This window comes from Paenibacillus sp. WC2504 (genome assembly GCF_052682475.1).
The window spans coordinates 6,249,668-6,263,607 of record NZ_JBQZFH010000001.1 but is presented as its reverse complement, the minus strand read 5'-3'; the positions used below and the strand labels follow the sequence as shown (position 1 = coordinate 6,263,607).

At 46.1% G+C, this 13,940-nt stretch carries 15 protein-coding genes; 4 read left to right on the top strand and 11 right to left on the bottom strand.

Translation table 11 applies throughout. The features are described from left to right. Positions 1–49 precede the first annotated feature (49 nt). Positions 50–1,240 carry an HD domain-containing phosphohydrolase gene (locus tag ACUN27_RS28230; protein WP_445559974.1) on the bottom strand — a complete coding sequence of 397 codons (1,191 nt, stop codon included), beginning with the start codon at positions 1,238–1,240 and terminating at the stop codon, positions 50–52. A 175-nt stretch (positions 1,241–1,415) separates the two neighbouring features. Between ACUN27_RS28230 and ACUN27_RS28225 the strand changes: the two genes are divergently transcribed. Continuing rightward, positions 1,416–2,234 (top strand): DUF92 domain-containing protein, encoded by an 819-nt coding sequence (locus tag ACUN27_RS28225; protein WP_326061047.1) that lies wholly within the window; start codon positions 1,416–1,418, stop codon positions 2,232–2,234. Positions 2,235–2,304: 70 nt separating this feature from the next. On the opposite strand, the gene ACUN27_RS28220 is transcribed toward ACUN27_RS28225, so the two are convergent. Continuing rightward, positions 2,305–2,613: a LapA family protein gene (locus tag ACUN27_RS28220; RefSeq protein ID WP_445559973.1), complete on the bottom strand. Its 309-nt coding sequence runs from the start codon at positions 2,611–2,613 to the stop codon at positions 2,305–2,307. Positions 2,614–2,677: 64 nt separating this feature from the next. Further along, a complete protein-coding gene (gene pepF, locus ACUN27_RS28215) occupies positions 2,678–4,468 on the bottom strand; it encodes an oligoendopeptidase F (protein ID WP_315954196.1) in 1,791 nt (596 codons plus the stop codon). Between the two features lie 279 nt (positions 4,469–4,747). On the opposite strand from pepF, the gene ACUN27_RS28210 reads away from it, so the two are divergent. Beyond that, positions 4,748–4,924, top strand: coding sequence for a hypothetical protein (locus ACUN27_RS28210; RefSeq protein WP_445559972.1), 177 nt, complete (start codon positions 4,748–4,750; stop codon positions 4,922–4,924). A gap of 63 nt (positions 4,925–4,987) precedes the next feature. Here the strand turns inward: ACUN27_RS28210 and ACUN27_RS28205 are convergent, their stop codons facing one another. Next, positions 4,988–5,824, bottom strand: coding sequence for a TerC family protein (locus tag ACUN27_RS28205; RefSeq protein WP_315954195.1), 837 nt, complete (start codon positions 5,822–5,824; stop codon positions 4,988–4,990). Between the two features lie 273 nt (positions 5,825–6,097). Beyond that, positions 6,098–6,289, bottom strand: a complete 192-nt coding sequence (locus ACUN27_RS28200; protein ID WP_127454723.1) for a hypothetical protein — start codon at positions 6,287–6,289, stop codon at positions 6,098–6,100. A gap of 254 nt (positions 6,290–6,543) precedes the next feature. Between ACUN27_RS28200 and ACUN27_RS28195 the strand changes: the two genes are divergently transcribed. Both ACUN27_RS28195 and ACUN27_RS28190 read left to right on the top strand, forming a co-directional pair. Next, positions 6,544–7,260 carry a class I SAM-dependent methyltransferase gene (locus ACUN27_RS28195; RefSeq protein WP_445559971.1) on the top strand — a complete coding sequence of 239 codons (717 nt, stop codon included), beginning with the start codon at positions 6,544–6,546 and terminating at the stop codon, positions 7,258–7,260. Positions 7,261–7,387: 127 nt separating this feature from the next. Next, positions 7,388–7,585, top strand: coding sequence for a cold shock domain-containing protein (locus ACUN27_RS28190; protein WP_028556542.1), 198 nt, complete (start codon positions 7,388–7,390; stop codon positions 7,583–7,585). Positions 7,586–7,716: 131 nt separating this feature from the next. Here the strand turns inward: ACUN27_RS28190 and ACUN27_RS28185 are convergent, their stop codons facing one another. The 6 genes from ACUN27_RS28185 to ACUN27_RS28160 all read right to left on the bottom strand — a co-directional run bounded on the left by ACUN27_RS28185 (position 7,717) and on the right by ACUN27_RS28160 (position 13,801). Beyond that, complete coding sequence (locus ACUN27_RS28185) at positions 7,717–9,042, bottom strand: GntP family permease (RefSeq protein WP_326061051.1); 1,326 nt, start codon at positions 9,040–9,042, stop codon at positions 7,717–7,719. 80 nt (positions 9,043–9,122) lie between these two features. After that, entirely contained in the window at positions 9,123–9,836 is a 714-nt protein-coding gene (locus ACUN27_RS28180) for a GntR family transcriptional regulator (protein WP_326061052.1), read from the bottom strand. 11 nt (positions 9,837–9,847) lie between these two features. Beyond that, positions 9,848–10,864: a sugar kinase gene (locus tag ACUN27_RS28175; protein ID WP_315954191.1), complete on the bottom strand. Its 1,017-nt coding sequence runs from the start codon at positions 10,862–10,864 to the stop codon at positions 9,848–9,850. Further along, positions 10,857–11,612, bottom strand: a complete 756-nt coding sequence (gene dagF / locus ACUN27_RS28170) for a 2-dehydro-3-deoxy-phosphogluconate aldolase (RefSeq protein ID WP_315954190.1) — start codon at positions 11,610–11,612, stop codon at positions 10,857–10,859. Before dagF ends, ACUN27_RS28175 begins: the two co-directional genes overlap by 8 nt. A gap of 1 nt (position 11,613) precedes the next feature. After that, the gene (locus ACUN27_RS28165; protein WP_315954189.1) at positions 11,614–12,717 is read right to left on the bottom strand and encodes a DgaE family pyridoxal phosphate-dependent ammonia lyase; all 1,104 of its coding nucleotides are present in this window, start codon (positions 12,715–12,717) and stop codon (positions 11,614–11,616) included. Beyond that, complete coding sequence (locus ACUN27_RS28160; protein ID WP_326061054.1) at positions 12,695–13,801, bottom strand: amidohydrolase/deacetylase family metallohydrolase; 1,107 nt, start codon at positions 13,799–13,801, stop codon at positions 12,695–12,697. Before ACUN27_RS28160 ends, ACUN27_RS28165 begins: the two co-directional genes overlap by 23 nt. Between the last annotated feature and the right edge of the window lie 139 nt (positions 13,802–13,940).

Genomic DNA, 13,940 nt, shown 5'->3' with positions numbered 1-13,940 from the left:
AAAAGGGCAGTATCTTACGGTCATAGCTGACCTGAGAGAATTGCCCTTTTTATTTTACATCCGCCGAATCCTCTAGCGCACTATCGGCATATTGTTCACGCGCGTGAAGGATTGCCGGTAATTGTTCAAAAAACACATCAACGACTTGAGGGTCAAAATGTTCGCCCCGCTCTTCGGTGAAGAGCTGTAAGATGCGATCCAAGTCCCACGCTTTTTTGTAGACACGCTCACTGCCAAGCGCATCGAAAACGTCAGCAATCGCAGTAATACGCCCGTAGATGTGAATGTCTTCCCCTTTGATTCCTCTGGGATATCCGCGACCATTCCATTTCTCGTGATGCTCATAGGCGACCACCGCAGCCGTTTTGAGAATATGACGATTGGAGTTTTTGAGCAGGTTGTACCCGATCACGGTGTGATTTTGCATTAATTTGAACTCTTCCTCGGTTAATTTGCCGGGTTTATTGAGCACACTGTCGGGAATCGCTACCTTGCCGATATCATGCATCGGTGAAGCGATTTTGAGGAGTTCCGATTCTTCCTTACTCATACCTAATCCACGTGCAAGAATATAGGAATACTCGGCTACACGCTTAACGTGATTCCCTGTTTCTTTGGACCGGCTCTCGCCAATTTCGCCCATGCGGAAAATAATTTCTTTCTGGGTAGCTTCGATCTCATTGGTGAGCAGCGCCGATTCTAGAGATTTGCCCGCATAAGAGGAGGCAAGTGTTAAATACTCCATATCTTTATCCGAAAATTGCTGGCATTCCGTTAGTTTATTAATGGCCTGGTAAGCGCCCATGATTTCGCCTTGGCTGTCGCGGAACGGAATAACCATCAAGGCTTTTGTACGGTAGCCTGTTTGCTGATCCGTATGCAGTGCGCCATTAAGCAGGTAGGTTTTATATTGTTCATTCGTATAGGCGTCATCAATAAATACAGCTTTATCATGCGTGACCGCATACCCGACAAGTCCTGCAGTGCTTGGGATACGAATCTCATCGAGTCCATGAGCCACTTTGGACCAGAGCTCGTTCTTGCTCTTATCCAACAGCCAAACCGTACAGCGATCAGAGACAATCATTTCCCGGCCCATATCCGCCATCAACATAAGGACATTCTCGAGTACTCGTTCATTGGCAATTTTGGCTGCATAATCAAAAATAACGCGCAGCATTTCTTGCGGATCCAAGTCATGTTTTATCTGGGATCTAGTTGTAATCTGGTCGTTATCCATAGCAGCCTCCTATCTTTCGGAAATTATCTTACCATATTATTCTCGTAAAAAGGTTAACTTCCTGCTAGAATCTCACGAGAAATGATTGATTTTGTCGAAAAATAGCAGAATGCTCTTGGGAAGATTCTGGGAACTGTGCTATGCTACAATTATAGGTGGAAATTGAGGTGTTCAAATGGAATGGATTTGGGGTTTAGCCGGCAGTTTGCTTATTGCAGGCGCTGCCTACTGGAGAGGATCCCTCTCTGTATCGGGTTTGATTTCTGCGATTATTCTTGGGACCTTGATGTTTGTATTTGGCAGCTTAGCTTGGTTTGGAACGCTGATCGCCTTTTTTATTTCTTCGAGCGTGTTGTCGAAGCTTAAGCATCAACGTAAAGCCGCTGCGGAAAGCGGTTATGCCAAGGGCGGAAGGCGCGACGCCGGACAAGTTGCGGCTAATGGCGGGTTAGGTCTAGTCCTGTGTATAGGCAATGCGATTTGGCCTGATCCTGTTTGGTGGGTGTTGTTCGTTGGCGTGATGGCAACCGTCACAGCGGACACGTGGGCAACAGAAATTGGCGGAATGAGCTCGTCTGAGCCGAGGTCGATTCTTAATGGCAAGCGGGTTCCAGCTGGAACATCAGGCGGTATTAGCACGATTGGCGTGCTGGCTTCTGTGGTGGGAGGAGCTTTCATTGGATGTCTCAGCGGTTGGTTCAGCACCATCGGCGATATGGACTACGAAACAGTCGCAACTCCTGTTTTAATTATATTCGGTGCCCTTTCAGGTTTGCTTGGTTCGTTAGCTGATTCTTGGTTAGGAGCAACCTGGCAGGTGATGTATCAGTGTACGGTTTGCGGAAAAACAATCGAGAAAGAAGTCCACTGTGGTCAGAATGCGAAGCAAATACGCGGTTTCCGCTTCATGACCAATGACCGGGTGAATGCACTCTCCTCGCTGGTTGGAGGCGTAGTGTGCTACGTATTGTGGCTTGTATCGGCGCAGCTATAAGAACGTGGAAAAAAAGTGCAGCAAATTTATGAATTTTCGAATTCAATAGATTTGCTGCACTTTTTTAACTTTAGTGCACGGTAGGCGAAGCCTCACCTGCTGTTTCTTTCACAGGCTGTGCGGCTGGAGGCAAGACGGCATCGTGCAACTGCTTTTCCAAGTGCTTGACTTTACGATTCAGTTTGTACTGACGAACCATTCCGAAGAGACCAACAATCAGACCGCCTAATAGGGTGGATGTTAAAATAACGAGAATGAGTGGCGTGGATGTTTGGGCGAATATGAAATTTACTTGCACCGGTTCGACATTCACAACCGCAAAAACGGCTGTGATGAGGGCGAATATTAATGCGCAGATCAGAATCCATTGCATCTTCATCCAGCATTCATCCTTTCCATGGAGAAGAGGTTGAAGGCTCGGGCCTCCAACCTCACTCGTTTCCTTACTTCGTAAGTTCTTCCATCTGATCGAGCAAAGAGCTGAAGACGCTCATGGCTTGCTTGATCGGCTCCGGTGTCGACATATCAACGCCGGCTTTCTTCAGGATGTTCAGCGAGTAGTCGCTGCCGCCGCTTTTCAGGAAGCCCAAGTAACGGTCAACGGCCGGCTGGCCTTCATCCAATATTTGCTTCGCAAAGCTGGTTGCCGCCGAGAAGCCTGTTGCATATTTGTAGACATAAAAGCTGTTATAGAAGTGAGGAATACGTGCCCATTCCATCTCAATATCTTGATCCACAACCATGTCGTTGCCATGGTACAGCTTATTCAAGCCGTAATAGATTTCGCTGAACTCTTGAGGAGTAAGCGACTCGCCTTGTTCCGATTTCTCATGTGTAATCATTTCGAACTCGGCAAACATCGTTTGACGGAAAACCGTAGTGCGGAACTGGTCTGCATAATAAGTCAGCAGATAAAGCTTCTCTTTTGGATCCGTCACGCGTTTCAATAAATAGTCCATGAGGAGCGCCTCGTTCAGGGTAGAAGCGACCTCTGCAAGGAAAATCGTATACTGCGCATAGCGGTATTCTTGATTTTCGTCGGACAAATAGGAATGGATGGCATGACCCATTTCGTGCGTCAGTGTGAACATGCTGTTTAAATTGTCTTTATGGTTGAGCAGCACATAAGGATGTGTGCCGTAAGCACCCCAGCTGTACGCACCGTTACGCTTATTCTTGTTCTCATAAACGTCGATCCAGTGGTTGTCGAAGCCGTCTTGAAGAATTTTCAAGTAATTTTCGCCAAGCGGAGCCAGGCTTTTCTTGATTTCTTCTTTGGCTTGCTGGTAGGTGATATCCATTTTGAACTCTTCAACGAGCGGAGCAAAGAGGTCATACATATGTAATTCATCGACTTTCAGCAGCTTTTTACGGAGCTTTAAATAACGCTGTAGCTCAGGCAGAGAGTCGTGAATGGTGGAAATTAAGTTCGTGTAGACTTCCTTCTTGATGTTATCGCCGAAAAGAGTCGATTCCAGAACGGAAGGATAGTGACGTGCTTTGGCATAAAAAATGTTTTTATTAATATTCGCGCTGAGCGTAGCGCCGATCGTGTTCTTGTTGTTACGGTAAGTTTCGTAAACGGCATGGAAGGCATTTTTTCGAACTTCCGGATCACGGCTCTCCAGGAATTGAATGTAACTTCCATGGGTGAGCTCGACTTCCTCGCCTTTTTCATTTTTAACTTTAGGGAACTTCAAATCGGCGTTGTTCAGCATGCCGAAGATCGTGCTCGGCGCTCCCGCCATATTGCCTGCTTGAGCCAGAAGTGCTTCTTGCTCTTTGGATAACGTGTGCGGCTTCTGGCGAATCATTTCTTCGAGCGTGTCTTTATAAAAAGATAAAGAAGGATCGTTGACCAATTGTTGCAGTTTTTCATCGGATAAACTTAAAATTTCCGGCGAAATGAAGGAGAGAGCTTCGCCCACTTCGACGCTGATTTTTTTTGATTTATCGGATAAGGCCTGGTAAGTAGGCTCTGCTGTATCTTCATGATGTTTCATGTTGGCATACACATAAAGTCTTTCTGTCTTTAGAGAGACCTCATCTTCCAACTGGAAACATTGCTTGACGGCAGCGGCGTCGTTAAGTTTTCCTTGGAAGGCGCTGATTTTGCTGATCGAGCCTTTAACATCTTGAAATTCTTTTTCCCAAGCCTTCGCATCGGCAAATAAATCTTCCAGATTCCACCGGTGCTCGGCAGGTACTTGTTTGCGTTCCAATAGTTGAGCCATGGGAGCCCTCCTGTCCTTGTTTTGAGTTTGGGGTAAACGGTTTTCCTTCGCATGCAAGTCAGCTGCTGGGACAGAGCTAAGGAGAAGTCCCATTGCTGCAGTTACATAGATCCAGCGCATTACGGTCACGCTCCCGGCTTATACCCATGTGGGGGAATTTTGATCTAAACCCACTTCATGGTTTTCACCTAGTATGACCGTTAACCCACTCAATTATGATTATAAGAAAAAGCTGGAAGGAAGTAAATTTACTTTCCGGCGCCAAAGAAGCTGATCAAGATGAGAACAAACGAAAACGAGACCATGACGATTGCCAATAAAGCGAGATATCGTTTCATTTGGGCGGGAAGGCTGTCTTTTTTCATAATCAAAATGATGGCTAGGCAGAAGGATACGAGAATAAATGTGAGTATAGAACCGGATTCGGTCATTGGTGAATCATCCTTATCCCTATAGAATATGACACTTGCTAATTACTGCATGATAGTAAGTTTCGCTGCCTGTAGGCAAACTCCTTTTTCAGCCGGCATGCTGCATCGTTTCATCGGGATTTTCATCATCTTCTGTTTTCACCAGAATCAACTTGCCTCGGGAATCCATCTTGACTGTAAAACGATCTTCCGGAGCAATTTGAGCTTCATCGCTTAATTCTTTAGGCAGTTTTAACTGTCCGCGGTCTCCGACTTCTACGAGGTAGCCGACCATTTTGGACCATTTGCCTGCCGCAAGCACAATGATGACGAGCAGTCCGATCAGCAGCCATTTGCCAAGCGGATTTGAAGCGAAATAAGGGGAGAGGAACTTCTCGCCGGTAATCATTTTACCTGCCGTTAATGCGAGCACGCCTGCGCCGATATACATGATCCATGGATAAGTTTCAATCCATTTGATGAATAAGGTGCTGCCCCAGACCACGATAGGGACACTAACCAGCAAACCGATAATGACGAGCAGGAAATTTCCATGAGCTGCGCCAGCGACAGCAATGACGTTATCCAGACCCATCACGGCGTCGGCAATAATAATCGTGCGAATGGCAGCCCACATGCTGCTCTTCGCTTGAACTTGTTCGTGATTTTTCTTTTCGCTGAGCAGCTTATACGATATCCAGAGGAGCAATATGCCGCCCGCTAAGAGAAGACCGGGAATTTTCAAAAGCGTGACCACGATCAAGGTCGCCAGTGCGCGAATAACGATAGCGCCTACGGTTCCCCAAATGATGACTTTCTTTTGTGTTTCCTTTTTCAAATTACGTGCCGCCATACCGATAACGATCGCGTTATCTCCTGCAAGTACCAAATCAATGAGGATAATGCTGAGTAATGAAACGAAAAAGCCTGCTGATAACCACTCCACAACGACCACTCCTTTAGCAATTTTTTTGAAAAAAATAGAGCCCAACACCGACGACCGGTGAAGGCTCTAATTCATCAAAAAAGACCTTCACCAAAAATTTGGCAAAGGTCTTGCTAACAACGATAGTCGTTGCCAATAAAGCCGGGATCTGATGAGGATCCGAATTGACGACTTTACTGTATCAGCTACTCCCCTTTGGAGTATTACGTATGAACTTATAAGTTGATTATAAAAAGATAGAGAATGAAAGTCAAGGCATTTGGTCTAATCCGTTTATACTTCTTTGAATGCGTCCATAATCGCTTGCCATTCTTCTTCCGTACCATCGAACTTATCCTTAGCAAATCGCTCATTAGCCCAGTGCAGCATCGCTGGCCGCCCGATGAAAGTGTGACACTCTTCACCCCACTGGTCGGAGATCTCCGTCAGCACAATTTTGGTTCCTTGGACTTCGACATTCAGCATGTTCCATTTATCTTTTTTGTAGATGGTATGTTTCTTGAAAGGTTGTTTTGACACGGTTGTTCCTCGTTTCTGTAGTAAGCTTAAAGATATATGCAATCGTATCATAAATAGACGTGATTTCCAAACAGGGCATCAAAGAAATCCCTATTGCCATAGACAGTTGCCCATGGTAATATTCTCCTAATCCTTTCCAGAGGGAAACGGGTTATGAGACGGGCTGTTGCCCAGAAAAGATGAGCTGAGGAGAGATGAGCATGGAACAAAAGCGTATTTATGAGCAAGTCGGCGTCGCGATGACCTCCAGATCGTATGCTGAGTATGAGAAAATGTTTTTGCTGCAGTCGGAACATTTGCAAGGGAAACGAGTCCTGGATGTTGCTGGCGGTGCGTCTTCCTTCACAACAGAAGCAAGGCAGCTTGGTATTCTCGCAGAAGCGGTCGATCCTTTGTACGAGAAATCATCGGTGGAGATAGACCAGCATGGCAGGCAAGAAATCGGGCTTGTTGCGGCCAAGATGGAGAAGCTCCAGGACGTCTATGACTGGTCGTTTTATGGTTCGCTTCAAAATCATACGGCGGGACGTATAAGAGGCCTAGAAAGGTTCGTAGAGGACTTCTCAAGCCGTGATGGCATGGTAAGGTATCATGTGGCTTGTCTTCCGGTATTGCCGTTTGAACAAGATTCCTTTGATCTTGTGCTGTGCAGCCACTTTCTTTTTCTGTATGAGGAGCAGTTCGACTATGCTTTTCATCTGAAGGCGGTGCGGGAGCTGCTTCGCGTCGCGAAGCCTGGCGTTGAAGTGAAGATTTATCCGCTGCTCAGTTTTCGGACAGAGGAATATGGCAGACTGTCTGATTTAATAAATGAATTGACAAACGAGGGGCATTTGGTTGAAAAAAGAGAGGCAAGCCTACCTTTTTTACCAAATTCTCATCAATATTTAAGCATAATCAAGAGGGGCTTCGCATAGAGGAAAACGTTGGTACATCAACAAATTTTAGCATGTCCAGAGCTTTTTATGCGTTGATTTATCCCAGATGTGATGGTATAATTTCCTTATTCGTCATAGATGGCGATATTTTTAGGAGGTTGTTCACTTGAAAGGTACAGTTAAATGGTTCAACGCAGAAAAAGGCTACGGTTTCATTTCTGTTGATGGAGGCGACGATGTATTCGTTCACTTCTCCGCAATTCAGGGCGAAGGATTCAAAACATTAGAAGAAGGCCAATCCGTTGAGTTCGACATTACTCAAGGCAACCGTGGTCCTCAAGCAGCTAACGTCACAAAATTATAAGAAATTGGGAGTCCCCACTTATAAATAGAGTGTCATAGCACAAACAACAGAGACAGTCCCATGTGGGGCTGTCTTTTTTGCTGTTTTATGGCCTGTACACATCCTAGGAGGAGGTGCACAGGCTTTTATATTTAAACGAAGATATCGATAATCAGCACGGTTCCGAATGCAATGAAGGAAAGGAGTGTTTCTAGGACAGTCCACGTTTTAAACGTTTCTTTGACGGTTAATCCGAGGTATTCCTTAACCATCCAGAAGCCAGCATCATTGACATGGGAAAGCATCAGCGAGCCTGCGCCTGTGGCAATAACAAGCAGTTCCAAATTAACGCCGGACATATGCTCAACAATGGGAGAGACGATGCCCGCGGCAGTTGTTAAAGCGACCGTCGCCGAACCGGTTGCGACACGAATTAGTCCGGCAACCATGAAAGCTAATACGATAGGAGAGAGAGAAATATTCTCGGCCATTTGCGCAATAGAGGTACCTACGCCGCTGGCGATAAGGATTTGTTTGAAACCGCCGCCGGCACCGATAATCAAAATAATCGAAGCAACAGGGAGCAGGCAATCGTGCGACAATTTGCTGATATAATTTTTACTCATACCTTGGCGAATGCCCAGGAAGTAGAAGGCAGCGAAACAAGAAATGAGCAGCGCGATCACGGAATTCCCGATAAAAGCAAGGAATTTCATGATTCCAATTGGAACCGGCAGGTAAGGTGCAATGACAGACAAAACCATCAACAAAACAGGCAGCAAAATAATGAAAAAGGAAATGCCGGCGCCTGGCAATTTTTCAGGCTCAGTGCTTGAATCCAGAAGCTCAGGTTCATTCTGAGGAACAACACGTTTGTTTACCCACTTGGCAAACAATGGGCCTGCAATGATCGCAGCTGGAATCGCAATGATCAGGGAGTAAATTAGTACTTTGCCGATGTCTGCTTTATAAATACCGATGGCTGTCATAGCGCCTGGATGCGGTGGTACTAGACCGTGAACAATGGACAATCCGGCAATGACCGGTAAACCGATGAGCAATATATTTTGTTTCGTTGATTTGTGAATGGAGATCACAAGTGGCAGGAGCATAACGATCCCGACGTCAAAAAATACAGGGATCCCAATAATAAAACCGGATAGCAGCATGGCCCATGGCAAACGTTTTTCACCAAACACGCGAATAAAGAAATTGGCGACTTGGGTGCCTGCCCCGGAATCGGACATCATTTTACCCAAAATTGTACCTAAGGCCAAAATGCCGACTAAATGCCCTAGCACAGCGCCGACGCCGGTTTCATATGCGCCAACGATTTTATCCATAGAAAGACCCGCCATAAGCGCCAGGAACAAGCTCGCAACGGTTAAAGAAATAAAGGCATGCCATTTCCACCAGGCTACGCCAAGAATAACAATGACAATAGCAAGCAGGGTAACGATCAGTAGATACATATTCATGTGGGATCCCTCTTCTCAAAATGTTAGTAAGCGTTATCAAGGTGTCGACGAGAAAAGGAAACAAGCTGAAGCCAGTATTCCTAAGTATCGTAATTAACTACATAATTGTGCATTTCGGTACTGTAATGCCCTGCGCTGAATTCGATCAGAGTGCCTTGTTCATCATAGGAATAACGCAATCTGTTCAGTAGGGGCGTGCCTGCTTTCACTTGCAGCATATCCTCTACATGGGAAGAGGCGCTGACAGCAGCAAATTCATCCCGATATTTCTCTAAGGCAATGCCGTGATCTTCAAGAAGTTCGTACAAGGATTGTTCGTTCAAATCCGTGAGTTCGATGGTGGCCATTTGCAGTGAGAGATAATGGGAATAGTGAATATAGGGTCTGTCATCTAAGTGATAAAGGCGTTCGATATAGAAACACCGCTCTCCAAACAGTTGATAAGGCAATGTTCCAGGTGTATTCGAAACAATTTCAGCGCGGAGCAATTGCTTGTGAATTTGGTGGCCTTCTTCAACCAGCACTTCTGTGAACCGTTTCCATTTAGACAGCTTGGATAGGGAAGCATTGCGAATGACTTTGGTTCCTTTACCGCTGCCTTTCTCCAAATATCCCTCTTGTGCCAGCTCTTTGATGGCATTTCGAACGGTGATCTTGCTAACATTAAATTCTTGCTCCAACTGGGGTTCAGATGGAATATTGGTACCCAAAGGATACACACCGTGTAAGATGCGATCCTTTAGGATATTCATAATTTGTAAATATAAGGGGCGTTTATTACGGGATAAGTTCACCTAAACGTTCACTACCTTTCTACATCGCCCACAGCTTCCGTCATCGCACGAAGGATATCGCTTTCCGATGACATAGGCGTATCTCCAACAATGGTATGCGCGAGCATGCCGGCGGCAGCTGCAAACCCGACTGTCTTTTCAGGTGAAAATCCTTGAATTTCCCCATGTACGATACCGCTTGTGTAGGCATCTCCAGCACCAATTCTATCATAGATAGAAAATGTGAGTAGATTAGAAAAGGTGAACGCTTGATTTTTATAAATAAATCCACGTAGAGAATGGGTGTTGTCACTGTTGATATGACGATGCGTTCCTGCAATGACACCGATCTGATATTTATCTGCAACCGCTGGAATCAATTCCATCAGTTGATCCTGACGTTCGGTTTGATCGGTATGCATGCCCAGGATATATATGGCATCTTTCTCATTCATCATGACAATGTCAGCGAGTTGCAGCATGTCCTCGTAATGAGGTTTTGCTTTCGCGTAACCGCCTTCGCCCCAATGAGCCGGACGATAATTGCAATCGAAAACAACAGTGCCCCCGTTAGCTTTGACTTGTTTGGCCAAGGCCTTCATATGCTGGCGCACGTTATCATTCATGGCGAGAGTAATCCCGCAGAAATGGATCATATCGATATTTTTAGCAATTTCAGCAAAATTATAAGTGCTTTCCGGGGCCGTGTTAAAACTGCTTTCCTGCCGGTTGGAATAAGTGACGCGGCTGGGCCGCGCACCGAAACCATTTTCCAAAAAATACATGCCGACATAGTTGCCGCCGCGAGTAATCATTGACGAGTTGATGCCTAATTTACGTAAGTAAGCTTCTGCAGCATCTCCTACTGCGTTGGAAGGCAATCTGGAGATCAGGAACCCGGAATGCCCGAAGCGAGCAAGTGCGGAGCTGATATTCACTCCTGTACCGGAGAACGTGTAGTTAAGCGAGCTGGCTTGGGACAAGAGTTCATAACCTGGCACCTGCAGGCGCATCATAACCTCTCCAAAAGCAGCAATTCGCTTAGCCATGTTGATCAACCAGTTTCTTCATAATGCTGAGCAGTTCGCGTACATCGGATGTATTTGTTTTTCCTGTAGCTTTATCAATAATTGACGAGTACACATGAGGGATGACTTGCGGAACTTTGGCTTCAAGCGCAATGCGCAGAATCGTTTCAAAGTTTTCCATGTCGATACCGCCAGTTGGCTCAAGAGCAAAGCCTTCTTCGCCGCAAGCTTGTGCAACGGCACGAAGCTCGTCTTCACGGCTCAAGCCGTTCATCGGGAAATACTTGAGAGCATTTCCACCCATGTCACGAACAAGCGCGATGGCTGTTTTAACAGGTACGATGGCATGCTCAGGTTGAGCCGCGCTTACTGGACCTGTTGAGATATTGACATAGCCGACGCGGCCGGTAGGAGAGACCAAGCTGTTGATCCAGCTGTCTTGCTCGCCAAGATTAGCGCGTGTAGCACCGACTGCCGGGAACACTTGATTGATATGAGTGCCTGGGTAATGCTTAGCAATCGCAGCAACGACAGCAGCTTGACGATTGTCGCCAGCGCCTAGACCGATGGATACGGCTTCGTCAATCGCTTTGCCGTATTCTTTCATTGCGGCTACAGCTGTCTCCACGGTTGGGTAGTCTTTCGAAAGAACGCCGACAAGCACATAACCTTCAGCCGCTTCGAATACTTCTTTCGCGTTTTCAACCGAGTTAGCGAGCACGTTTAGCGCTGCGCGGCCTTTATACAATCTTTTTGCCATGTTGGACATGTTATTGACCTCCTGCTAGTTTGCGTATTTGAGCAGCGATAACCTCAATGTCATCGCCTTGAAGCGGACGTGGATCGATATCAAAATAGCCTTGTCTCACGCCATAATCACGTGTATAGATGGCGATTTCGCCCTCGCGAAGCCCATTAACGACTTCTTTCGCTGTCGTTCCGGCTTGCTCCGGATCAATTTGAATGCGTCCGCGGAAAATGGCACGGCCTGCTTCGTCTTGAACAATCGTCACTTTAATTCCTTTTAATTCGCTGAGCGGCATTAGCACTTGTAAAGCTGCTTTTTCTTGCTCGCTTTTGTCTTCTTTAACCCCATACTCATCAAGTGCTTGAAGCAAGCCGAAGGAAGTTTCCTTGCCGACTTTCATGCTCCGGCCTATGCCGTGCAGTTGAACTTTAAGCCACTCAATATAGGTGCGTTTGCCGCCGACAATACCTGAAGTAGGACCTTCAATGGCTTTGGAACCGCTGTAAATCGCTAAATCGGAGTATTTCACATACTTTTGAATATCTTCTTCCGCAGCCGCATCTACGATGAGCGGTACGTTATTGCGCTGTGCAATATCCCATGCTTCTTCAACGGAAATCATGTTTTTTTGGACCGCATGATGGGATTTCACATAAAGAATAGCGGCCGTATTTTCGTTAATCGCGTCTTCAATATGCTCCGCTTTGCCTTCATTGGCATAGCCAACTTCGACGAGTCTGCCGCCACCAAGGTAAACCATGGTTTCAACAGGAGCGCCGTATTGTACGTTGTGACCTTTGAGAATGATGATATCACGTTTGGCAATAGGGTCCTGATGCAGCCGCTCGCTTGCACGGCGGTTCCCCCGGGTCACTATGGCTGCTACGGAAAGCGCGATGCCGCTGGATGCCGAGTTGACGACAACAGCCGCTTCGGAGCCAAGAATTTTGGCGATATAATCGCCGGCTTTATCAACAAGATCTGCAATTTCAACGTAACTTTGTCCGCCATGTTTCATGGCTTCCATAACAGTGTCGGTCGGAGCGGATACCCCGAGAATACTCATGCGTCCACTGGCATTGATGACACGTTTAAGACCGTATTTAGCATTTAATGAGAGCGCCATTCACAACTACTCCTTTAGATTGAATTGTTTGATCTGCCGTACGTTGGTCTCCTTCAGAGTCAGTGAGCTGAATCATATCATTCTGAACGGTGAACAAGGTGAGATTTGCTATATCTCCAACTTGAATCCGACCAAGCTCCGGTTTGTTCAGCCAATTTGCAGCATGCGTAGTCACCGCAGCAATGACTTCCTCCAGTGAATAGCCTAGATACAAAAATTTCGTAAGCACATTGGACATACTAAAAACAGGTCCTTTCAAACGATTCCCACGATAAATATCCGTTGAGATCGTGTCCAAACCGATGTGATGCTTTTTCGCGGCTTCGGCGACTTTGAATGAAAAGCTAGCTGTACCGTGGCCAACATCCAGATGAACGCCTCTTTCAATCGCTTGCGTAAGTACCTGCAGGGGTTTGCCGTTGTCATCAAAAAGATTATTAGCCTTCCCATTCAAATAATGGGTAATGATATCTTTCTTTTCCAAAAGCGAAACAACTTCTTCAATACTCGGCGGTCCAGAACCGATATGGACCATCAAAGGAAGACCGGTCGCTAGGGAAAGTGTTCGTGCAGCACGCAAGGGCTCAATGCCGGAATCGCGAACAACGCTTTTGCTAATTCTTGCCTTTAAACCGACGATAAAGTCCCCATAGTCCTTGACTGCTTCAACAACCTTCTCTTGGTTAATCCAAGTCATATCGGATAATTCGTCGATCCTTTGTAACCCGATGTGCGAAATGTTCAAAAAAGCAAACAAGTTCGTTAGCGCGTTTTGTCTGCTTGCCGCTAGTTCGGCGATGCGGTCTGCTCCGCAGCTTCCGGCGTCAACAATCGTTGTGACACCTTGCTTGATGCCGATTTCATCGATTTCATCGCCATAGGGATCAAAGGCAGGAAAGGCATGAACGTGCATGTCAATCCAGCCGCTTGAAACATAGGCTCCTGAATAATCAACGATCTGTTTTCCTTGTCCTTGTCCTTGTCCGGGACCCGTCAATTCCGCAATTTTTCCGCCTTCAATTACAATATCCAGAAATTCTCCGTTTACTTGCTTAACATTGTGTAGGACGAAACGCTCCAGCATGCCTGTCACCTTTTTCCATAACTCGAATTATGAACGCTTTCACTAAGTCTTCCTTCTAAGTTCTCCTAATATGTAGGAGAAGGTTGTAAATTGTATAATTGAATATAACGTTATAATGTTAGAATAGCACATCGATTTA

Coding starts and splice junctions, on each gene's coding strand:
- ACUN27_RS28230 (WP_445559974.1), bottom strand. CDS start 1,240: ATGGATAACGACCAGATTACAACTAGATCCCAGATAAAACATGACTTG.
- ACUN27_RS28225 (WP_326061047.1), top strand. CDS start 1,416: ATGGAATGGATTTGGGGTTTAGCCGGCAGTTTGCTTATTGCAGGCGCT.
- ACUN27_RS28220 (WP_445559973.1), bottom strand. CDS start 2,613: ATGAAGATGCAATGGATTCTGATCTGCGCATTAATATTCGCCCTCATC.
- pepF (WP_315954196.1), bottom strand. CDS start 4,468: ATGGCTCAACTATTGGAACGCAAACAAGTACCTGCCGAGCACCGGTGG.
- ACUN27_RS28210 (WP_445559972.1), top strand. CDS start 4,748: ATGAGAACAAACGAAAACGAGACCATGACGATTGCCAATAAAGCGAGA.
- ACUN27_RS28200 (WP_127454723.1), bottom strand. CDS start 6,289: ATGCTGAATGTCGAAGTCCAAGGAACCAAAATTGTGCTGACGGAGATC.
- ACUN27_RS28195 (WP_445559971.1), top strand. CDS start 6,544: ATGGAACAAAAGCGTATTTATGAGCAAGTCGGCGTCGCGATGACCTCC.
- ACUN27_RS28185 (WP_326061051.1), bottom strand. CDS start 9,042: ATGAATATGTATCTACTGATCGTTACCCTGCTTGCTATTGTCATTGTT.
- ACUN27_RS28175 (WP_315954191.1), bottom strand. CDS start 10,864: ATGGCTAAGCGAATTGCTGCTTTTGGAGAGGTTATGATGCGCCTGCAG.
- dagF (WP_315954190.1), bottom strand. CDS start 11,612: ATGTCCAACATGGCAAAAAGATTGTATAAAGGCCGCGCAGCGCTAAAC.
- ACUN27_RS28165 (WP_315954189.1), bottom strand. CDS start 12,717: ATGGCGCTCTCATTAAATGCTAAATACGGTCTTAAACGTGTCATCAAT.
- ACUN27_RS28160 (WP_326061054.1), bottom strand. CDS start 13,801: ATGCTGGAGCGTTTCGTCCTACACAATGTTAAGCAAGTAAACGGAGAA.